Genomic DNA, 22763 nt, shown 5'->3' on the forward strand with positions numbered 1-22763 from the left:
TCCGGAATAGTACTCTCAACCCGGTAAACGGCTGAAATATCCCACCATGACGGATTCTTGTACGAATGGGCGAACCGGAAACGTTTATGCTCGTAAACAACTTCACGGTGCAGACCGCAATCAATCCTCAGTAAGTATCCCGTAACTACCGTACCGTTTCCAAAGCGCACCCTTCCCGAAACTTCCATCCTCCGACCCTATCGGGCCCGCCGATGTTTCGAACCGCTTCCCTGCTTGCCTGTCTCTCCATCTTTCTCACATGTGCGGTGCTGACGCCCACGCTGGCCAGCGCACAGTACTTCGGTCGAAACAAGGTCCAGTACGATCATTTCGACTTCAAGCACTTCGAGACCGAGCATTTCATTATTTACTATTACCCTGAAGAGGAACAGGCGGTTCGCGACGCCGGACGCATGGCCGAGCGCTGGTACAGCCGGCATTCCCGCACGTACCTCCGGGAATTCAAGGAAAAGAAGCCGCTCATCTTCTATGCGAACGACGCCGATTTTCACCAGACGAATGTCATCGGGGGACTCATCGGCGAAGGCACGGGGGGCGTCACCGAATCGATCAAGCAGCGGGTCATCATGCCGCTTACCGGCAGCTACGCCGAAACGGACCATGTGCTGGGACATGAACTCGTCCACTCCTTCCAGTACGACATAGGTCTCAGCGACCAGGACCCGATCCGGTTCAATCTGGCGCTCCTGCCGTTGTGGATGATCGAAGGCACGGCGGAATATCTCTCCGTAGGACGATCCGATCCCCATACGGCCATGTGGCTGCGGGATGCATTGCTCCGCGACGACCTGCCCACGATCGAGCAATTGACGCGCGACCAGCGCTACTTCCCGTACCGGTTCGGACAGGCATACATGGCCTACATCGGCGGGAAATACGGCGACGCCGCCGTAGCGAATCTGTTCAAGCTGGCCGGGCGGGCCGGCGTGGATTCTGCTTTCGTGTATACGCTCGGCATTACGACCGACTCGCTGTCCACGGAATGGAAACAGGTGATCCGCAAAACCTACGAACCGTTCATGGAGGATAAAGCGCCCCCCGAGGAATCGGGGCAGCGCATTCTGGCTCCTGAAATCGACGGAGGCGAAGTCAATCTTTCTCCTGCGCTCAGCCCCGACGGAGAATACATTGCGTTCCTTTCGGAAAGAGATCTGTTCTCGATCAACCTGTTCGTGGCCAATGCAAAGACGGGCGAGGTCATCTCGAGCCTGAAAAATCCGGCGGCGAATCCCCACATGGACGCGCTGCGATTCATCCAGTCGGCCGGATCCTGGTCGCCGGACGGAAGGCAGTTGGCCTTCGTTTCGTTTGCGGGCGGGGACAACCGGATATCCATTTTCGACGTCAGGCGGCGCAGGGTACGGCAAAACATCGCCGTGGAGGGAGTCACCGCGCTGACGAACCTCGCCTGGTCGCCGGACGGATCGTCCATTGCGTTTACCGGCCTCGAAGGCGGCATCAGCGACCTGTATGTCCTGAATCTGGAAACGGACGCCGTGCGCCAGTTGACCAACGACCGGTTTGCGGACCTGCAACCGGACTGGTCGCCGGACGGAAGGTACATTGCCTTTACGACCGATCGAGGGGAAGGCCTCACGGATTTCGATCAACTGGAGTATCAGAAAAAAGGCCTTGCGCTGTTCGATCTGGAGCGCAACGAAATACGGCCCCTGAGACCCTTCGGTAATGTCCTGCACCACAATCCCCAGTTCTCTCCGGATGGCGACGACCTGTATTTCATCAGCGATCAGAACGGGTTCAAAGATGTCTACCGGCTCAACCTGTCCTCCGGGGAAGTGTACCGGCTTACGAATCTGGCGACGGGCGTCAGCGGCATCACTGCACTGTCTCCGGCCATGTCCGTGGCCGACCGCACCGGCCAGATGTCCTTCTCGGTATTCTCGGACAACGCCTATACGGTATACCTGCGCGAACCCGACGAACTGACAGGCGAGGCCGTGCAGCCCCAACCTGCCGGCCATGTCGCTACGGCGGGCGTCCTGCCTCCGATCCGGTCGCTCAACGAAGGACTGGTAGGCAACTACCTCAATGATGCGATGACGGGCCTGCCCAGCCTCGGCCTGCAATGGCCCGGAAAGGAGTACCAGTCGAACCTCCAACTGGATTATGTGGCGCCCCCGACTATCGGGGTAGCGGCGGGCGGATTGTACGGAACGCAAGTCGCCGGCGGCATCGGCTTTGCGTTCTCGGACATGCTCGGCGACCGGAACCTGTACCTTGTAGCGCAGGCCCAGGGCACATTCAAGGACATTGGGGGCCAGGCCTCCTATATCGATCTCGGACGTCGAATAAATCTCGGGGCATCGGCAGGGCACATCCCCCTTCTGTACGGCTATTCCGTAGGCGGATTCGTAGGTGGCGCGCAAGTGGTCGAGCAACTCCGGCAACGCATCTTCATCGATCAGGTATCGGGGATTGCCCAGTATCCTTTCAGTCAAACCCGCCGGGCCGAAGCGAATGCGGGTTTCGTGCGGTACGGATTCGATAACGAAGTGGAGCAGTTCGTGGGATCGGGCTTTACATTCGGTCGAAACCGCGTCGACACCGACGACTCCATATTTTTCCAGGGCATTACGGAGCAGGAGCCTATCTATTTTTTCCAGGCCGGGCTGGCCTTTGTCGGAGATTACTCCTTCAACGGATTCACTTCGCCGATCAGCGGAGGGCGCTACCGCCTCGAAATCGCCCCGAAAATCGGGAGTTCGACGTTTGTGACGGGACTCGTCGATTACCGGCAATACCTGTATATACAGCCGGTCACGCTGGCCGTACGCGGGATGCACATCGGGAACTACGGCGCCGAATCGACGGGGGATCTGTTCACGACGCAATACCTCGGATATTCCTACTACCCCGGATTCGTCCGAGGGTACAATTTCCGCTCGTTCGAGGCGTCGGAATGCCTGGCTGACGCAAACATCCCCGGTCGGGGAGCCGTGTGCTCCTCGATGGATCGCTTGCAGGGTACCCACGTTGCCCTGTCGAGCGTGGAGGTGCGCGTCCCGTTCCTCGGCACCGAACAGCTGGGACTCATTCCGTTTCCTTATCTCCCGACCGAACTGGCGGCGTTCGTGGACGGCGGCGTGGCATGGACCGAAGAAGATCTGCCTGTACTTAAATTCGATCGGACGACAAATGAGCGCGTGCCCGTATTCAGTGTCGGCATGTCTGCGCGCGTCAATATTTTGGGGTACATTGTGCTGGAAACGTACTACGCATTTCCTTTCCAGCGACCGGACGCCGGCTGGCAGTTGGGATTCCGGGTGACGCCCGGCTGGTAAGGCTTTTTCGCCCCAGATGTACGACATTCTTCGATCCGCGCTGTTCAGGATAGCACCTGAGCAGGCCCATTACGCAGCTGCTTGTGCAGCCCGAACCGCGCAATTGGTGCGGGCAGGAGGAGCGCTGGAAAAAATGTTCGGGTTCGAGGACACGCGCCTCGAACAGGCCCTGTGGGGCAATACCTTTTCCTCTCCGATCGGTCTTGCCGCCGGTTTCGACAAGAACGCCTCTTTGGTGCCATTCTGGCCCACGCTGGGATTCGGCTTTGCGGAAGTCGGCTCGGTCACAGCCTACTCCTCCCGGGGGAATCCAAAGCCGCGCGCTTTTCGCCTGATCGAAGACGAGGCGCTCATCAACCGGATGGGACTCAACAACAAAGGGGTGCGCAGCATTTCCCGGCAGCTTCGACGAACCGCACCCCGAAGCCGGATTCCGATAGGAATCAACATTGCCAGCACACACGGCCGCGAGATCACGGGTAACTCCGCGGTGGAAGATTTCCGCATGAGTTTCAAGACCATTGCGGATCAGGCAGCCTATATCGCACTGAATATTTCCTGTCCGAATACGCGCGACGGCAAAACCTTCGAGGATCCTGAATCCCTGGAAGTTCTGCTGAAGGCCATCATGGAGCAACGAAAAAAATCGGCGCCCGACGTACCCGTGCTGCTAAAAATGCCGCCCCCCGTTTCCGACCGGATCGTGTTCGACAGTACCCTTCGGGAAACCGTGCGCCTTGCCCTGGAATACGGAATCGCGGGATTCGTGGCCACCAACACGGCAACCGATCGCGAGGGGCTCACCACACCCCCGGCGCGGTTGCGCGCCATCGGGAGAGGCGGACTCAGCGGACGGCCGCTCGAAGCCCGAGCCACGCATCTTGTGCGGCGCCTGTACCGCCTCACGGAAGGGGCTTTGCCCATCATCGGCGTGGGAGGCGTATTTTCCGCAGAAGACGCCTATCGGAAACTCCGCGCCGGAGCCTCGCTCGTACAGATTTACACGGCACTTGTTTACCGCGGCCCGGGGGTGGTGCGCGACATCAAGACAGGATTGGTTCAATTGCTTGAAAACGACGGGTTCGATTCGATCACGGATGTGGTGGGTATCGACGCCGCGTAATTTGTTCATTCACTCGTCAGTATCCGTGTCCACTCCCCGAATTTCCGTTCTCGCCTGTGCCCCGACATTTGTTCTCGCCGTGGTCCTGCTCATTGGCGCGGCGCCGGCGCATGCGCAGTCCGCGGCAACCACCGGCATCATACGAGGAACGGTGTATAACGCCTCGGGCGAGCCGGTACCCGACGCTTCGGTGATCATTCACCACCTCGAAACCGGTCTGCGCACCGTGGCTGAAACCACTTCCTCCGGCACCTTCGCGCGGGCGCTGCTTCCACGGGGGACCTACACGATCCGGGTGGTCTCCGAAGTCAACCTCGGGGAAATCCGCCGCGAGAATCTGGTGCTGCATGTGGGTGAAACGCTCGACGTGGATCTCGCTTTTCAGGCCATCGAAATAGAAGAAATCACCGTGACCGCCGAACAGACGCCTTTGCTCGACCCCGAAGACGCGACCCGGTCGCAACGCCTGTCCGAGGAGATCGTGGACGCTCTGCCCAACAATGGCCGCAATCTTATCGACCTCACGCTACTGACTCCCGGCGTGGCCATCAGCCAGGGGCCCGACGGCGAAGTGCTCAACATCGGCGGGCAGCGGGGCATCTTCAATAACTTCATGGTGGATGGGGCCGATTTCAACAACCCCTTCTTCGGCGAACAACGGGGCGGACAGCGACCGGCGTTCACCTTCAACCAGGATGCCGTGGAAGAGATGGTCGTCGTAAGCCAGGGGGCCCCTGCCGAGTTCGGTCGTTCTTCGGGCGGCTTCATCAATGTCGTGACGCGTTCCGGGACCAATGAATTCCGGGGATCGGCGCATTATTTCGGACAGTGGGACGCCATCTCCTCCGAATACCGCCCGCACCGGGGCGGCGGCAAGCCGGAGTTCGGACGAAACCAGTTCGGGTTTACGTTCGGCGGCCCGATCGTCAGGGATCGCGCGTTCTTTTTCGTGGCCTACGATCAGCAAATCGCGTCAGAGACCAAGCAAACCTCGCGGGCTGTCCGCAGCCCGGCGGAACTCGGCAAACTGGATATTTTTCTGCGCACCCGATGGCCCCAACTCTTCGACGCCGAATTCGGGCCCATTTCCCGCAGCGACGACGCCCGCGCCGTCACCGCCAAACTGGACTTCCACCTGAATACCCTGAACCAGATTTCGGTGAAGTACAACTATGCCTGGTCCGAACAGGTAAACGGCACCTTTGACGTGGACTCGTGGGGACTCTCGGCAAACGGCGTCGAGCAGGACCACTCACACGCTGTCAATGTCGGCCTGCGCTCGTTGCTGGGAAACACAGCGTTCAACGAATTCCGGGCCCAGTGGGCCATAGAGCGCCGCCCCCGGCACTATCAGGGGCCCATTTTGCCCGGCGCCGTTCCCCCGCCCACCCCCCAGTTCGACGCCATAGGCGGACGTCCCTTCCCCGACATCGCCATGGATTTCGCCGACGGATTCCGGATAGGCTTGCCGTTCTTCCTGCCGATCGACCCCGGCGAAGATACCCGGCTGCAACTCATCGACAATGTTTCTTTCCTGACGGGCGATCACCTTTTCAAGGCCGGGATAGAGTACAACCGGACAAAGGTAGAACAGCAATTCATCGGTTTTGCCAACGGGCGCTATATATTCGACTCGGTGGACGGCTTTATGGGATTCGTCGAGCAGGGAAACCGGTACGTTACCTGTTCGGACGGGTCGAGCAGTCCGGAGGGAATCTGTCCGGAAGGCGCTTCGATCACCGGGCCGGTGCTTCTGTACCTGCAGTCGGCCACGGTGCCCGGGACGTCCCCCGAAGACCTGGGACGGCAGGCTTTCTACACCAACGAACTGGCGCTGTTTATCCAGGACACCTGGAAGATCGGGACCCGTCTGGTCCTGAATCTCGGGCTGCGCTGGGAAGGGGTCTGGCATCCGGATGTGTTCGTAGAACCCGAGGAAACGTTCTATGCACCTTACCTGAACGACCCGCGTTTCCCGTCGGACGGGACGATTCCCGACGACCTCAACAATTTCCAGCCCCGGCTCGGGTTGACCTGGAATGTCGGGGGCAAGGACGCCACCGTCGTACGCGCCAATGCCGGCTCGTATTATGCGCGCATACCGGGGCTGGTCTTCGCGCAACACCGCTCCACCAACGGCGCATTTCAGCAGATACTGTTCCGAAGCAGCGCCGATGCCCCCGTGCTCGGTCCCGTGCCGCCGATCGACGAACTGATCGACGGGGCAAGCACCACGCCCTTCCTGCCCGAAATTCATGTAAGTGACCGGGAACTGCAACTGCCGCGCACGTGGTCGTTCAGCGCCGGGGTGGACCATGCCTTCGGAAACGGTCTGGCAGCGAGTATCTCCTGGCAGCACGCGCGCACCGATAATCTTTTTCGCTTCGTAGACCGCAACGCCGCCGTGCTCGGATCCCCCTTTGGGCCGGGTACGCATCCCGGAGGCGGCGGCATCACTTCCCTGTACACCCTGGAAAGCTCGGCGCGCTCGCGGTACCACGGCATCACGGTCGGCGCGCGCGGACGCGACGCATTCGACGGACTGCTGGATTTCGAAACCAGCTACACGCTCGCCTTCGACCGCTCGGACGATGACAACGAGCGCGACCCGTTCACCTTCACCTACGCGGACGCCCGCAATCTGGCGCCTGAGTACGGCTGGTCCGACCGTGACCGCCGCCACCAGTTCACCGGCTATTTCGTTTTCTCGCTTCCGGGCAAGGTGTCGTTCAGCAACATCTTCCGGTATCTGTCGGCCTCGCCGGTGTCAGAGAGCTGCGCCCTGCGGGGGGAGCGCGCCGCGGTGCCGTCGGACCGTATCTGTGCAGACGGGACGATCCTCCAGCGCAACACACTGCGGCGGGACAACGAGTTCTTCACCTGGGATGTGCGGCTGTCGCGTACATTCGGGGTGCAGCAGCGGGTGGAAATCATCGTGGACCTCTTCAACATCACCAACGCCGACAATTTCCTCGACACCGCCCTTGGATCACTCCTTTTCAATTTCGACGGCGCGATCCGAAGCGGGCTTGGGGACACACGCCGGGCTCAGGTAGGAGTCAAGGTGCGCTTCTGAGCGTGCACGAGAAGCGGGGCGGTGAAACCCGGCAGGGGAGTGCGCGTTCGACTTTGCCTTTTGTCTGCTTTCGGATTTTTTGGAAGCGGATCCGGCTTTTCGGGGTGTGGCGCAGCCCGGTAGCGCGCTTCGTTCGGGACGAAGAGGTCGTGGGTTCAAATCCCGCCACCCCGACCATTTCATACTTCCGGTGATTTCGCTGTCCTCTGCATCAGCGAAGGTGGCGCGCGCAAGTATCCGCGCTACTCGCCGGCCGGTCACAACGGCGTCCTGATCTGCGCCAGGATCGGCTACTCGATGTAGCTTACGTTCCGCTTGCGGCCAACGAGAACCGTGCTCGGGGTTTGGCGCCAGACGCACTCGGCCTCGAACCGCGCCTCACGCATCGCCCGAAGCTCCCTGTCAAGGGGAAAGTAGGTGTCCTCGTCCGACCACTCGTCAAAGTGCCGATAGGCCTGCGCCTCATCGATGCCGCAGGCCACCAGATGCGCCGCCCAGGCAGCGTAGTCCGCTGCGCGGTCGGGGTCCGCCCCCGGCATGGTCACGTCGGCATTGACGAAAACGCCCCCTGCACGTAGCGCCTGCGCGATGCGGCCGTATAACGCAGTCTTGGCGCCCATGTCGGCCACATGATGCAAGGAGAGGGAGGCGGCAACCGCATCGCAGCCCGGCAACGGATCGTTGAATGACTGCCTGCGCAAACGGACCCGCTCCCCGAAGCGCCGTAACCTCGACCCGGCACGACTTAACATTTCCCCGTCCACGTCCACCAACTCCACGACGCCTGCCTGCCACCTTTTCAGGATCACCTCCGCCAGCGCGCCCGTCCCGGCGCCAAGATCGAGGATCCGTTCCGGCTTGACCCGGGCGATTTCCTCCGCGGCCCGTTCAAGCATCGCCTCGTAGCCGGGAATGAAGCTGCGAATCGACGCGTCGTAGGCTTCGATGTCGACTTGCAGGTGCTGGCGAACGGAATGGCTCATGAGCGTTAGTATGGTTGGCGACCTTGTCCGGTTTCACGAAACCATTTCCGGGTTTGTCCTTTTACGAACAATAGCAACCCGGATAATGCGTGCCGCTGATCGTTCCTTTTGGAAATTATAAAGAATGCTCCGTGCGCTGAGAATATACAGACTTCTTTCCACGCTGCTCGGTCTGAGTTTGCTGTTCGGCGTGGCGTCGCCTCTGGTGCAAACGACCTGCGCCATGGGGCAAAACGACCTGCATGGAGCCCACGACTGCCACCACGAAAACACGCATTCCCATGCGTCTGCCGATGCGCCAGTTCCTCCCTGCCCGCACGAACACGAAGGGGAATCGACGCATGAAGGTGTACCATCTTCTTTGGATACCCGGCCATGCTGCGCATTCGAATCGGCTTCGATCGGCGAGGCCGTAGCGCTTCTTTCCAGGACCCCATCGCGGGATGCAAGCAATTTTTCCCTTGCTCCCCTTCTTTGTACCGGATACGAAGCACCGGATAAGGTATCTATATCCCCACGCATCTCCGCTCCCCCACCCTTTACCGAGTTTCCCCTCGTCGACAGACAGGCCCTTCTCGCTACGTTCCTGATCTGAGAGACTTGTTGCTTCCCCCTACTCCTTGAGGTCCGGGTCGACCGTACCTCTCGTGTTTGCAACAGGAAGTCTTAACAGGTCAGGAATTCCATGAAGCTGATTCAACCCATTGGCGCAGCCCGCGCCATACTCATCGCCGTGCTTCTGCTCCCGGCGATGGCCCATGCAAAGCATCGACCGCTTGCGCCCGTCGACACGCTCCTGAGTCTCGACCATCTTCTGACAGAGATACAGGCCAACAACCCGTCTCTGCGAGTGTCCCGACTGGAGACAGAGGTATTGGCCACCCGAAGCCGCCAGGTGTCCGCCTTCCCGGATCCTTCCGTGACGGTCGGTTATCAACCGTACCCGCTGCTAACGGCGCGGGGCACGCAGCGCAGCCAATGGCGCATCGAGCAACCGGTGCCGTACCCCGGCAAGCTCAGTCTCCAGGGCGCCATCGCCGACCTGAACGCCGTAGTCGCAGGCTTTGAAGCAGATACCTTTGAAGAGGACCTGCTCTTCGAGGCCAAGCAGGCGTACTACGAACTCTATCGGATCCAGCAGCAGGAGCAGCTCATCCTCGATTTTCAGGACAGGTTGGAGAGCTTTGAAGGGGCCGCCGCCGCGCAATACGAAGTGGGTAGCGGCGTGCAACAAGCCATCCTGAAAGCGCAACTGGAGAAGAACACGCTCGCGCGCGTGCAACTTGAACTTGCAGAGCATCGCCGCACGGCCGCCGAAACCCTGACACGCCTGCTCAACCGGCCCACATCCGACGCCTTTACAGCCGGCATCCGGATCGAGGCGCCGCCCATTCCCCGCCTCGATGAAGCCGCGCTGTTAGAGATCGCCCTGAGAGAACGGCCCGAAGCCGATGCCCTCGACGCGGCAGCACGGTACGCCGATGCCCGGATCGCCCTGGCCCGCAAGCAGTTCATGCCCGATTTCGGCCTGAACATTACGTATTTCGACATAGGCAGCGCCGACGTGCCCCCGACGGCCACGGGACGCGATGCCGTCGCGGTTGGCGCCACCATCAAAGTGCCGCTCCAACGCGGGAGCCGGCGGGCCCGCCTGGAGGAAACCCACGTACGCCGCATCCAGGTCGAGGCACGCCAGGAAGCGCTTGAAACCTCGTTCCGGACGCAGATCGCCGATCTCGTAAGCCGGTTGCGGGGGGAGGCTCAGCAGCTTGCCCTGTATCAGGAAGCCCTTATTCCCCAGGCCGAGACCACGCTCCAGGCTACGCTCAGCGCCTACACCACCGGCCGCACCGATTTCCTTGACCTGCTTGACGCCGAGCGCATGCTCTTCTCGTTGGGGACGGGCTACGAAGACACATTCGCGCGCTACCTGAAGATGACCGCCGCCCTCGAACGAGCGCTGGGCATCCGCTCGCTTGCAGACCTCGACACACGTTAAGATGCCAACCCGGCATCCAGCCAGACCCTGAATACCATGAACACACAACAATTCACCAAATGGCTCGGAATCCCGCTGCTGCTTGCGGCGCTTGCGGCCGGGGGGTTTCTCCTCGGGCGCATCACCACGGACGGAACGGCCACCGTAGCCCGGAATGAGGCATCTGCCGACGAAGGGGAACGCAACGTCCTCTACTGGCAGGCGCCCATGAACCCGGAGGAAATCTACGACCAGCCCGGCAAGTCGGCCATGGGCATGGATCTGATCCCTGTCTACGCGGACGAAGGCGAAGCGGAATCGGGCAGTACGGTGTCCATCGATCCCGCGACGGTACAGAACATGGGCGTACGCACCGATCACGTCCGGCGAATGGATTTTTCCCGCATGATCCGTACCGTCGGCGAGGTCCGGTACGACGAAGAGCGTCTTTATCTGGTCAACGCCAAGATATCCGGCTGGATCGAAAGGCTTTACGTCAACTTTATCGGCGATCAGGTCCGGCAGGGAGACCCGTTGATGGAAATCTACTCCCCGGAACTGGTCGCCACCCAGCAGGAATATCTGCTGGCGCTCGAAAACTACCGGATGCTGGCCGAGAGCAGCGTCGCTTCGGTCCGGGAAGACGCCGAAAAATTGCTGGCCTCGGCCCGCACCCGCCTTGAATACTGGGACATCCCCTCCTCGGAGATCGAGCGCCTGGAGCAAACCGGCGAGGTGAAAAAGACCACCCTGCTCGAAGCCCCGGCTACCGGCATCGTCGTGAAAAGAGACGCCATAGAAGGCGCCCATATCGAGGCCGGCATGGACCTCTTCGAAATCGCCGACCTGCGGACGGTGTGGGTGCATGCCAGCTTCTACGACAACGAGGCGCCGTGGATCAGCGAGGGGCAACCGGTCGAGATGGAACTATCCTACTTGCCGGGGAAAACCTACACGGGGCAGGTCTCCTACATCTACCCCTATCTGCGCGAGAAAGCCCGCGATGTGCATGTGCGCCTGGTCTTTTCCAATCCGGATCTGGACCTCAAACCGGGGATGTACGCCAATATCCGGCTCCAGGGCAAGGTCATACCCGATGCGTTGGTCGTGCCTTCCGAGGCCGTGATTCGCTCCGGGGCCCGCGCACTCGTCTTCGTGGCCCACGGTGAAGGTCGATTCGAGCCGCGCGAAATCCGGATCGGCGAAGAAGGCGGGCCGGGCAACAGCCTGGTGCGAGTGCTCACCGGCCTGTCGGGCGACGAAGAAGTCGTCACGTCCGCCCAGTTCATGCTGGACAGCGAAAGCCGCTTGCAGGAAGCCATCCGAAAAATGTTGCAGGAGCAGACGCAATCGGGCGCACAGCCTGCCGGCGAAGCATCGGAGACCATGCCGGAAATGGTATCCACCACGCCTGAAGAATCCGACGCACAAATGCATCATCAGCATTGAGCCTGGGGCCCATCCCTGATTCCTGATTCGCCTTAGGGCATTCCCCGACCGTTTACAGAGAAAATCATGTTGGAAAAGATCATAGAGGCCTCGGTCAATAACCGCCTGCTGGTGATCATCTTCACCCTCCTGATCGGACTGGCCGGCGCCTGGGCGATGTTCCGCACGCCCGTAGACGCCATCCCCGACCTGAGCGATGTGCAGGTGATCGTCTTCACCGAATATCCGGGACAGGCTCCGCAGGTCGTCGAAGACCAGGTAACGTATCCGCTCACGACAGCCATGTTGGGGGTACCCTTTGCGAAAGCCGTGCGCGGTTATTCGTTCTTCGGCTACTCGTTCGTCTACATCATCTTCGAAGACGGCACCGACATGTACTGGGCCCGCAGCCGGGTCCTGGAGTATCTCAACTATGTCGCCAATCGGCTTCCCGGCGGCGTGACGCCCACGCTGGGGCCGGACGCCACGGGCGTCGGCTGGGCCTTCGAATATGTGCTCGACGGCGGAGACCGGTACGACCTTCAGCAACTGCGCTCGATACAGGACTGGTTTCTGCGCTACGAACTGATGAGCGTGCCGGGGGTGGCCGAAGTGGCTTCCATCGGCGGCTACGTCAAGCAGTATCAGGTCGAGGTCGATCCCAACAAACTGCTGGCTTACAACATCCCCCTGTCGAAAGTGCGCACGGCCCTGCAACGCAGTAACAACGATGTGGGCGGCAGACTGGTCGAGATGGGCGAGACCGAGTTTATGGTACGGGGGCTAGGCTATATCCAATCCGTCGAGGACATAGAGAACACACCCGTCGGGGTGGACGAGAATGGCACGCCCATTCTGATCCGGAACATCGCCCATGTGCATCTGGGGCCCGAGTTGCGCCGCGGCCTGGTGGATCTGGATGGAGAAGGCGAAACCGTCGGCGGGATCGTCGTGATGCGCTATGGCGAAAACGCCCTCAAGACGATCGACGCCGTCAAGGCGAAACTGGAGGAACTGAAGACGGGACTGCCGGAAGGAATAACCATTCAGACCGTCTATGACCGCAGCAGCCTCATCGAGCGCGCTATCGACAATCTGAAAGGGAAGCTTCTCGAAGAGAGCCTCATCGTGGCGCTGGTGACCATCCTGTTCCTGCTGCATTTCCGCAGCGCCTTCGTAGCGATCTTCACCCTTCCGATGGGAATTCTGATCGCGTTTCTGGTAATGTATTACCAGGGTCTCAATGCCAACATCATGTCGCTCAGCGGTATCGCCATCGCCATCGGCGCGATGGTCGACGCGGCGATCGTGATGATCGAGAACGCCCATAAACACATGGAGCGCGACCTCGGGAAAAAAGACCGCTGGCGCATCATAATCGATGCGTCCAAAGAGGTCGGGCCGGCGTTGTTTTATTCGCTGCTGATTATCACGCTCTCCTTTCTGCCCGTATTCACGCTCCAGGCGCAGGAAGGCAGGCTCTTCAAGCCGCTGGCTTTCACGAAAACCTACGCCATGGCGGCCTCGGCGCTTCTGGCCATTACGGTGGTGCCGGTGCTGATGGGCTACTTCATACGCGGCAATATCCTGCCGGAGAAAAAGAACCCTGTCAATCGCTTTCTGATCGCCATATACCGCCCGGTGATTCACGCCGTGCTCCGGTTCAAATGGATCACCATTGCGGCGGCGCTGGTGGTGCTGGGAGCCACGGCCTATCCCCTCGGCAAACTGGGTTCCGAATTCATGCCGCCTTTGAACGAGGGGGATCTGCTCTACATGCCCACCACCGATCCGGGTATCAGCATTACCAAGGCCAGGGAACTGCTTCAGCAAACGGACAAGATCATCAAGAGCTTCCCCGAGGTAGACCATGCGTTCGGCAAGGTGGGCCGCGCCGAAACGGCGACGGACCCGGCGCCATTGTCCATGATAGAAACCACGATCACCCTGAAGCCGGAGGATGAATGGCGAGAAGACATGACGATGGACCAACTCGTCCGGGAACTCGATGCCGCTATCGACTTTCCGGGCCTCACCAACGCCTGGACCATGCCCATCAAAACGCGCATCGATATGCTCTCGACGGGCATCAAGACGCCGGTGGGCATCAAACTGATGGGGCCTGACCTGAATATCCTTTCCGACCTGGGACAACGCGTTGCAGCCATTGTGCAGACGGTGCCCGGCACGTTGAGCGCCTTCCCGGACAAGGCGGTCGGCGGCAACTTTATCGACTATCGGATAAACCGCGAAGAAGCTGCCCGGTACGGCCTGACCGTGGGCGATGTGCAGGATGTGATCATGTCGGCCATCGGCGGAATGAATGTCACCCGGACGGTCGAGGGGCTTGAGCGCTATCCGGTCAACGTCCGATACAGCCGCGAACTGCGCGATAACCTGCCGGCGCTCAGGCGGGTGCTGATCCCTACCCCTACGGAGGCGCAGATTCCGCTGAGTTATGTGGCCGATTTCAGTATCGTCAACGGGCCGCCGGTCATCAAGAGCGAAAATGCGCGCACGACCTCCTGGGTTTATGTGGACATCCGCGACATCGATGTAGGCACCTACGTAAAGAACGCCCGTGCTGCCGTGCATGAGCAGGTAGACCTGCCGGAGGGATACAGCATGGTCTGGAGCGGGCAGTACGAATACATGGAACGGGCCCGGCAGCGCCTGCAGATCGTTATTCCGCTGACGCTAATCATCATCTTCCTGCTGCTCTATCTGAACTTCAAGAACATTACCGAGAGCCTTATCGTGATGTTGTCGCTGCCGTTTTCGCTCGTCGGCGGGATCTGGCTATTGTATCTGTTCGACTACAACCTCAGCGTAGCCGTTGGGGTCGGCTTCATTGCCCTGGCCGGCGTCGCCGCGGAAACAGGCGTGATCATGCTGATCTATCTCGATCAGGCATATAAGGACAGACTTTCGCGGGGACAAATGACCTCGCTGAAGGATCTGTACGAAGCGATCATTGTGGGCGCCGTTGATCGCGTGCGGCCCAAAATGATGACCGTCATGGCCATCATGGCCGGCCTGTTGCCCATTTTATGGGGGCACGGTACGGGCTCCCAGGTAATGAAACGCATCGCGGCGCCGATGGTCGGGGGAATGGTTTCGTCGACGATCCTGACGCTGGTCGTCATCCCGGTTATTTACTATCTATGGAAAAGCCGGGCATTGAAAAGGCAGGCGAATCGCTGAGGCGACGGGACTGGTCGGGGCATCGCCCCCGACCAGCCCCAGCGGGTATTCCGCTCCTGCCCAATTCTATACTCATTGGGGAGAGAATCTTTTGCTGCCCTAATTCACTACCCGCCGGGTAGCGAATCTCCGGAATGCGTTGTTCACCGTCCGGGCTTCATAGCGCATGAACCAAACGCAGCGGTACACGTAAGGGATTGTCCGGTTTTTTCAGACCATTTCCGTAACCTCTGTGGAAGCATTCGTCGATTGGTTTATGGGGCTTGGGGAGCGCTACAACGTGAATCCGATCATCTTCGGATCGATTTACGTGGGCGCCATTCCCTTCTTTACGGTCTCCATCGCCTGGCTCGTTCGGAACCTGCGCCGCCGCCGGTCGATCGTGGCCCCCGTATTGTCCGCCTCGTTCTTCTTCGTATCGGCCTACCTGTATCTGGTCGTCGTCGGACGCGACATCCCCATCTGGGTGTACTTCTTCGTCGCCGGTATGGTCATCTTCGGAGTGTTCTCCACCCTGAAGAAAATCCGGGGGCAGTTGAAGGAGGGGGAAGATGAGGAGAGCGCCTGAGCGGCAAGGAGGTCAATACCTCCCAACCCCTACCTGTGCTCCGGGTTCGCATGGTCGAACCGGCACCCGGCATCCCAGGCGGCGCGCTGATTTCCATGCGCCGGAACGCCGCCGGCGTCCTTGAGCATCCGGGCGAAATGTATCAGATTCCACGTCATGAACGTGGTGTTGCGCTGGGTGAACTCGTTTTCCGGGCCGCCGGACCCCTCGTCAAGGTAGGATGGCCCCGGCCCCGCCTCTCCAATCCATCCTGCATCGGCCTGCGGCGGAATCGTATAGCCCACGTGCTGCAAGGCGTACAGAATGCTCATGGAACAGTGCTTCACGCCATCCTCGTTTCCTGTAATGAGGCAGCCTCCCGTCTTGCCATAGTAGGCATACTGGCCCGCATCGTTAAGCAGCGCCGAGCAGGAATAGAGCCGCTCGATGACCTGCGTGCATACGGATGATTTTTCGCCCAGCCAGATGGGCGAGCCGATCACGAGGATGTCCGCTGCGCGCACCTTCTCGTACAACATGGGCCAGTCGTCCCGGTCCGCCCCGTGCTCGGTCATGTCGGGATAGACTCCGAACGCAAGATGATAATCCACCGGGCGCAGCGACTCCACCGCGATCCCGTTCTTCTCCATGATGGCGATAGACACATCCATCAGTCCCTGCGTGTGGGACCGTTCGGGAGACGGCTTCAACGTGCAATTCAGAAAGAGTGCGCGAAGGTCCGAAACATCCCCGTCGTACGAGGCGCAAAGCGCTTCCTGCGTGGGGGATAGCGTGTGATCGGGCATGGCGGTACGGGAATGTCGAGTGGATCCGTCCCGGTCGTCAACCGTTTACCGAAACGCCGCGTTCCATACCCTGTCCCACAACTCTGCACTCCCGACCATGCCCGATCCATCATCCCGCGAAATGAATCGATACAGCCGCCTGATCACACAGCCTCTTACACGAGGGATCTCGCAGGCCATGCTGTACGCGACCGGGCTTACGGAAGAGGACATGAACAAGCCGCAGGTCGGCATCGTGTCCAACTGGTGGGAGGGCAATCCCTGCAACATGCACCTCGACAAGCTGGCTGCGCAGGTGCGCGAGGCAGTCGCTGCATCCGGTCTGGTGGGCCTGCGGTTCAACACGATCGGGGTCTCCGACGGCATCAGCATGGGCACCGATGGCATGAGCTTCTCGCTCCAGTCCCGCGACCTCATCGCCGATTCGATCGAGACCGTGGTGCGGGCCCAGTGGTACGACGCCGTCGTGGCCATTCCGGGTTGCGACAAAAACATGCCCGGCTGCATCATGGCGCTGGGCCGGCTGAACCGGCCGGGCATTGTAGTCTACGGCGGCACGATCCTGCCCGGGCGCACGTATCTGCGGGGCGGAGAGCAAAAGCGGGACATCATCTCCGCCGCGCAGTCCTACGGCGAATACCTTGCCGGCGCCATCACCGACGAGGAACGCAAAACCATCGTCCGGCACTCGTGCCCCGGCGCGGGCGCGTGCGGGGGCATGTACACGGCGAACACGATGGGCTGCGCCATCGAGGCGCTGGGGATGTCGCTTCCCTATTCTTCCTCCACGCCCGCCGTATACGACGAGAAAATGGACGAATGCCGCCGGGCGGGCGAGGCCGTGGGCGAGTTGCTCCGGCAGAATCTCAAACCCCGCGACATCATGACGCGGCAGGCTTTCGAGAACGCCATGGTGGTCGTGATGGCACTGGGCGGCTCGACGAATGCCGTGCTGCATCTCATTGCGATGGCCCGGGCTTCGGAGGTTGACTTGTCCATGGACGATTTTCAGCGGGTCAGCGACCGCGTGCCGTATCTCGCGGACCTGAAGCCGAGTGGCCAGTACGTGATGGCGGACCTGCATGAGATCGGGGGGACGCCCGCCGTCATGAAGTACCTGCTCAAGGAAGGCTATCTCGACGGCTCCTGCATGACGGTGACCGGCAAAACGCTTGCGGAGAACCTCGAACCCCTGCCGGGCCTCGCCGAGGGACAGGATATCGTGCATTCCCTCGAAAAACCCCTGAAGAAAACCGGACACCTGACGATTCTCTACGGAAATCTGGCGCCGGAAGGAGCCGTAGCCAAGATAACCGGCAAGGAAGGCACGTATTTCAAGGGCCCGGCCCGGGTGTTCGATGCTGAGGAGGACATGCTGGATGGGCTGAAGGCGGGCCGGATCCAAAAGGGTGACATCGTCATCATCCGGTACGAAGGGCCCAAAGGCGGCCCCGGCATGCCGGAAATGCTCACCCCCACGTCCGCCATCATGGGCGCCGGCCTCGGCAAGGATGTGGCGCTGATGACCGACGGGCGTTTCAGCGGAGGATCGCACGGATTCATCATCGGGCATGTATGCCCCGAAGCCCAGGAAGGCGGCCCCATCGCCTTCGTGCAGGACGGCGACATCGTGACCATCGACGCCGAGCAGCGCACCATCGACATGGATGTCAGCAAGGAAGAACTGACGCGCAGGAAAGAAAACTGGTCCGCGCCCGCTTTCAAGGCTGCGCGCGGCACCCTCTACAAGTACATCAAGTGTGTTCAGCCCGCCAGCCTCGGCTGCGTGACGGACGAGTAATCACTCTCCGAGTAACCCCTGGACCCGCATCCAGTCCTCAAGACGATCGGGCCAGGTAGAAAGCACCGGATCGTCGGGTGCCAGGCCTACGCCGTGGGGACCGGATCGATAGATGTGCAATTCCGCAGGAACGCCCACCGCGCGCAGTGCAAGGTAATACGCCACGCTGTTGTCCGCGGGGACCGGTCCGTCGTCATCCGTATGGAACAGAAAAGCCGGCGGCGTATCGGCGGTTACCTGTTTCTCGTTCGAAAGCCGGTCCGCCAAGTCGGAATCGTAATCTTCCCCCAGCAGATGAAGGCGGGACCCCTGGTGCGTGTGGGGATCCGTCATGGTAATGACCGGATACGCAAGGATCGAAAAGTCCGGCCGGGAGGAATGGCGTTCGAGGGGATCCGCCGCATCGGATACGCCCGGCGTAATATGCGTGGAGGTCGTAGCCGCGAGATGCCCGCCCGCAGAGAAACCCCAGATGCCTATGCGCGACGGATCAACGCCGAGTTCGCCGGCGTGCGCCCGGACGTACCGAATCGCCCGCTGCGCATCCATGAGCGGAGACGGATGACCGTAGCGCGGCCCGAGGCGGTACTTCAGGACAAAGGCCGCGACGCCGCGTTCGTTGAGCCATTCGGCAACCTGCCTGCCTTCATGATCCATCGCGAGATGGGCGTATCCGCCGCCGGGGCATACGACCACCGCCGCCCCGTTCGCAGCGGACGTTTCGGGAAGGTAGATCGTAAGCGTGGGGATGTCTTCCGCTTCTTCACCCACAGCCCCGGGTGCTCCCTCAGGCCACAACGGTATGGCGTCCTGCGCCATGCCGGACTGCCTTGCCCATGAGCCGGTCAGCAGGACAAGAAGCAGCGCACAGAACATGCGGAGCGCACAGAAAAGCGTTCGCCGATAACCATGCATTGCGATATACCCTGATTATGAAAGAAAATCGTGCCCCGGCGCCCGCAAACGCGGCGCTTATGCCAGGGATAGTTCTCTAAAACCGATCCGTAGCGCCTATCCGTTCACAGGTCACGAAACGAAACCCGTCGCGGCGATCTTCCCCGGTCTTCCTGAACACGGTTCCGATCAGGTGTTCGTATCGTGGGAAATAAGTGTCTCCCTGATAATTCCCTTCCACGATGGTTAATTCCCACCGATCCGCACGTTCGAGAAAGTGTTCGTAGATGGTCGCGCCACCGCCGATGAAGACGCACGGCGCTTCCTGCGCAGCGGTCAGGGCAGCCTCGGGATCGGGGAAGGTCTCAATGTCGGGATATCCCTTGAGCTTGCCTTGGGATGTGACGATCAGCAAACGTCGGTTGGGCAGCGGCCCGCCGAACTCGTTTACAAGCGACTCGAACGTGCGCCGGCCCATGATCATGGGATGGCCCGATGTCAACCGTTTGAACCGTTTCAGATCTTCGGAAAGATGCCAGGGTAGCCGGTTCTCCCGACCGATGACCCGGTTCGTCTCCGCCACGGCGGCAATGAGTACGATCTCTGCTCCGGCGCGGCGCTTATCGGTCATGATTGCGGAGAGGGATGAGGTCGCGGTTCTTTGGGAGAAGCAAGCCGGGCTGATCCATTCGGTCAGCCTATTCGGTCAGATCGCGGTGCAGCGTGGCGATCCAGCGCTCGGTGGAGATAAAACCGTCGCCCCACGAAGCCCATTCGTCGCCCGTGCCCGCCGCCTGCAACTCCTCAAGGCTGTGACCCGCTTCGATCCCCGCAGCGACAGCGGCCCGGGTTTCCTCGATCATGCGCAGATAGGTTTCGAGGTCGGACGGCGAGGCGACAGGGCCATGGCCCGGAATGATCCGGGTCTCGTCGTCGGCGTGCGCCAATACCGCGCGGCCCGCCGCAATGACCCCTTCGACGGCACCGCCGCTGTCGATATCGACGAAGGGAAAGCGCTGGTTGAAGAAGGTGTCCCCCATGTGGACGACATTGGAACCCGTGAAGAAAATGAGCGCGTCCCCGTCGGTGTGGGCATGGGGAATGTGCAGCACCTTGACTTCCTCGCCGTTGAAGTGGATGGAGATCGCATCGTCGAAGGTGATCACCGGCCAGGCCGCGGGCGGCGCCGGTGGAGTGACCCGATCGCCGCGGCGCTGCTCGGTCATCAGCCGGGTACGGACATTGTGGTGGGCGATGATCGGGGTTTCGACGCCGAACACCTCGTTGCCGCCGGTGTGGTCCCCGTGAAAATGGGTGTTGAGGAGAAATTTGAGTTCGCCCTCGCCCAGACCCTCGAGTCGGGCGCGAATCTGGTCGGCCAGCGGGGCGAATTTGTCGTCGACCATCAGGAAGCCGTCCGCCCCGACGGAGACGCCGATATTGCCGCCCTGACCATTGATCATGTGGATCGATCCGGCGACCGGAGAAACTGCAAGGTCCTGGGCGGCGACGGGCAGCATGACGGGTAGGGCCGAAAACAACATCGCAAAGATCAGTGATCGGGTCATGGCAGGTCCTCATGCGGTGGGCAATGCAGTGGGGGAAAGGCCCTCACGACCTCGGTGAAAAGAGCCTTTGGGTGGCTACGGGAGAACAGGAGGAGGGGTTCCGGGGACATTGGGAACGGAAAATTCGGCGAGCGCCTCCGGCACAGCCTCAAGCAGGAAGAAGTCTACCGACGCGCCCATAAGACGGTGGCCAAAGCCCGGAAGGAAATCGCCGACTACCTGGGCTGCTTCGACGAAGAACGCCCGCACCAAGGCCTTGACAACCGAACACCGGATGAAGTTTATTACGGTTTGGATGGGAAATTACCGAAAAAGGAGGCAGCTTGAAATTGTTCGGAAAAAAAGAGGGAAATCTCTCTTTTGCGTCGGTTGGGTCCACTTTTACAGGGGACGTATTCGGCAGTGTCACCTCCGCGATTGTGATGCTTCCGATGGCCTTGGCCTTTGGTGTTGCCTCGGGGCTGGGGCCGGTTGCTGGAATCTACGGCGCCGTCGCAGTGGGATTCTTTGCCGCCGTGTTCGGCGGCACGCCTTCGCAAATCTCCGGCCCCACCGGCCCGATGACTGTTGCTATGGCGGCGGTTGTCACCCTGTATGCGGACGATCTGGCAATTGCCTTCACCATAGTCATGCTGGCCGGCCTGCTACAGATCTCCCTCGGTTTCCTCCGGATCGGCAGCTTTGTGAGTTACACTCCCTACTCCGTGATTTCCGGCTTCATGACCGGGATCGGTGCAATCATCATAGTCCTGCAGGTTCTGACCATCCTCGGCGCCGAGCCGGTTCCGGGAGGGCCGCTTGCCCAGATTGCGGCCTGGCCGGATGCCATCGCCAAACCCAATCCGCACGATCTTGCTGTCGGGTTGACCGCCTTGGCTACTTGCGTCTTCTGGCCCCGCCGGATACGACGCTTCCTGCCTCCCGCCTTGGCCGCCTTGATACTCGGCACTTGCGTCGCGTTTTTCTGGCTCACCGAGGCGCGAACCATCGGCGTGATTCCTGCGGGCCTGCCCGCATTCCAGATGCCGCAGTTGGAGTGGGGCTTGATCGGGGGCTTCGTGGAACCGGCGCTGATCCTTGCGCTTCTCGGTTCCATCGACAGCCTGCTGACCTCGTTGGTAGCGGATTCGCAAACCCGCACCCGCCACAACCCCAACCGTGAACTCGTGGGACAAGGCCTCGGTAATCTGGCGGCCGGTATTCTGGGCGCGTTGCCGGGGGCGGGCGCCACTATGGGCACCGTCACCAACATCCGGGCCGGGGGGCGCAGCCCGCTGGCAGGCGCCCTGGCCGCACTCCTCCTGCTCGGCCTGCTGCTCGGCTTCGGCTGGATTGCCGAACCGATTCCGCTTGCCGTTCTGGCCGGCATTCTTATAAAAATCGGCTGGGACATTATTGATTGGCGTTTCATCATCCGCCTGCGGGCGATCCGGCCCGAGTACGTTCTTGTAATGCTCCTTACCTTCCTTGTTACCGTGTTCGTCGATCTGGTTACCGCCGTGGCGCTCGGGTTGATCGTGGCGGGCGTGGTGCGCTCGAGAGACTTGGCGCAGAGCGAACTGGAAAGCGTGGTTTCGGTGCCACTTCTGGACCTCGATTTTTTTCCGTCTCCGGAAGATATCGATCCCTATAATCTACCGGTCGGTCTCATCAGGTTGAGGGGAAGTTTCTCGATCGCTTCCGCACACGAACTGACCAGAGCGATTGCTGCGGACATCGAGGATCACGATATCATCATCCTTGATTTTTCCGGGACCACCGGCGTAGACGATAGCGCTGCGCTCGCGATCGAGGAACTCGTCCAAAACGCCATCGACGACGACACCGCCTGCGTTGTGTTGGGCTTGTCTGGCGACGTGGCCAGGACGCTGCGATCTCTCAAGGTTTTTCGCCGTGTCCCCGCCGGATATTTCGTGGATAGCCTTGATGAAGCGAAGCGGTTGTCCAAGCATCTCCTCCACGAGTGCGGCGCCGATGGAACGAAGCCCATCGAGCAAAGATGAACGGCGCCGTGCAGATTAGTTGGCGTATA

Annotated in this window: 16 protein-coding genes and 1 tRNA gene; 12 read left to right on the top strand and 5 right to left on the bottom strand. The window is 60.7% G+C overall.

Translation table 11 applies throughout. From position 1 onward, the window contains the following. Positions 1-212: 212 nt before the first annotated feature. From F4Y00_04005 to F4Y00_04020, 4 genes are all read left to right on the top strand, one after another. Positions 213-3323 carry a peptidase S9 gene (locus tag F4Y00_04005; GenBank protein ID MYE04118.1) on the top strand — a complete coding sequence of 1037 codons (3111 nt, stop codon included), beginning with the start codon at positions 213-215 and terminating at the stop codon, positions 3321-3323. A gap of 16 nt (positions 3324-3339) precedes the next feature. After that, positions 3340-4446, top strand: a complete 1107-nt coding sequence (locus F4Y00_04010) for a quinone-dependent dihydroorotate dehydrogenase (protein ID MYE04119.1) — start codon at positions 3340-3342, stop codon at positions 4444-4446. Beyond that, positions 4421-7522 carry a TonB-dependent receptor plug domain-containing protein gene (locus F4Y00_04015; protein MYE04120.1) on the top strand — a complete coding sequence of 1034 codons (3102 nt, stop codon included), beginning with the start codon at positions 4421-4423 and terminating at the stop codon, positions 7520-7522. The genes F4Y00_04010 and F4Y00_04015 overlap by 26 nt, the downstream gene beginning before the upstream one ends. A 100-nt stretch (positions 7523-7622) precedes the next feature. After that, a tRNA-Pro gene (locus F4Y00_04020) sits at positions 7623-7699 on the top strand. A gap of 113 nt (positions 7700-7812) precedes the next feature. Here the strand turns inward: F4Y00_04020 and F4Y00_04025 are convergent. After that, positions 7813-8505, bottom strand: a complete 693-nt coding sequence (locus tag F4Y00_04025; GenBank protein MYE04121.1) for a class I SAM-dependent methyltransferase — start codon at positions 8503-8505, stop codon at positions 7813-7815. Between the two features lie 124 nt (positions 8506-8629). Between F4Y00_04025 and F4Y00_04030 the strand changes: the two genes are divergently transcribed. The 5 genes from F4Y00_04030 to F4Y00_04050 all read left to right on the top strand — a co-directional run bounded on the left by F4Y00_04030 (position 8630) and on the right by F4Y00_04050 (position 15683). After that, complete coding sequence (locus tag F4Y00_04030; GenBank protein ID MYE04122.1) at positions 8630-9100, top strand: hypothetical protein; 471 nt, start codon at positions 8630-8632, stop codon at positions 9098-9100. Positions 9101-9190: 90 nt separating this feature from the next. After that, positions 9191-10504: a TolC family protein gene (locus F4Y00_04035; GenBank protein MYE04123.1), complete on the top strand. Its 1314-nt coding sequence runs from the start codon at positions 9191-9193 to the stop codon at positions 10502-10504. Between the two features lie 36 nt (positions 10505-10540). Beyond that, positions 10541-11932, top strand: coding sequence for an efflux RND transporter periplasmic adaptor subunit (locus F4Y00_04040; protein ID MYE04124.1), 1392 nt, complete (start codon positions 10541-10543; stop codon positions 11930-11932). Between the two features lie 66 nt (positions 11933-11998). Then, complete coding sequence (locus tag F4Y00_04045) at positions 11999-15115, top strand: efflux RND transporter permease subunit (protein ID MYE04125.1); 3117 nt, start codon at positions 11999-12001, stop codon at positions 15113-15115. 256 nt (positions 15116-15371) lie between these two features. Further along, on the top strand, positions 15372-15683 hold the full coding sequence (locus tag F4Y00_04050) for a hypothetical protein (protein ID MYE04126.1): 312 nt from the start codon (positions 15372-15374) through the stop codon (positions 15681-15683). Between the two features lie 29 nt (positions 15684-15712). On the opposite strand, the gene F4Y00_04055 is transcribed toward F4Y00_04050, so the two are convergent. Continuing rightward, positions 15713-16468, bottom strand: coding sequence for a flavodoxin family protein (locus F4Y00_04055; protein ID MYE04127.1), 756 nt, complete (start codon positions 16466-16468; stop codon positions 15713-15715). A gap of 97 nt (positions 16469-16565) precedes the next feature. Between F4Y00_04055 and ilvD the strand changes: the two genes are divergently transcribed. Continuing rightward, on the top strand, positions 16566-18269 hold the full coding sequence (ilvD, locus tag F4Y00_04060; protein MYE04128.1) for a dihydroxy-acid dehydratase: 1704 nt from the start codon (positions 16566-16568) through the stop codon (positions 18267-18269). Here the strand turns inward: ilvD and F4Y00_04065 are convergent, their stop codons facing one another. The 3 genes from F4Y00_04065 to F4Y00_04075 all read right to left on the bottom strand — a co-directional run bounded on the left by F4Y00_04065 (position 18270) and on the right by F4Y00_04075 (position 20731). After that, positions 18270-19145, bottom strand: a complete 876-nt coding sequence (locus F4Y00_04065) for an alpha/beta hydrolase (GenBank protein MYE04129.1) — start codon at positions 19143-19145, stop codon at positions 18270-18272. A 115-nt stretch (positions 19146-19260) separates the two neighbouring features. Further along, positions 19261-19794: a dihydrofolate reductase gene (locus F4Y00_04070; protein MYE04130.1), complete on the bottom strand. Its 534-nt coding sequence runs from the start codon at positions 19792-19794 to the stop codon at positions 19261-19263. Between the two features lie 67 nt (positions 19795-19861). Further along, a complete protein-coding gene (locus F4Y00_04075) occupies positions 19862-20731 on the bottom strand; it encodes an MBL fold metallo-hydrolase (GenBank protein ID MYE04131.1) in 870 nt (289 codons plus the stop codon). A gap of 54 nt (positions 20732-20785) precedes the next feature. Between F4Y00_04075 and F4Y00_04080 the strand changes: the two genes are divergently transcribed. Then, positions 20786-21058, top strand: coding sequence for a transposase (locus F4Y00_04080; protein MYE04132.1), 273 nt, complete (start codon positions 20786-20788; stop codon positions 21056-21058). 92 nt (positions 21059-21150) lie between these two features. Continuing rightward, the gene (locus tag F4Y00_04085) at positions 21151-22734 is read left to right on the top strand and encodes a SulP family inorganic anion transporter (protein ID MYE04133.1); all 1584 of its coding nucleotides are present in this window, start codon (positions 21151-21153) and stop codon (positions 22732-22734) included. Positions 22735-22763: the final 29 nt, after the last annotated feature.

It is taken from the genome of Bacteroidetes bacterium SB0662_bin_6, assembly GCA_009839485.1.
Classification (GTDB): Bacteria; Bacteroidota; Rhodothermia; order Rhodothermales; family VXPQ01; genus VXPQ01.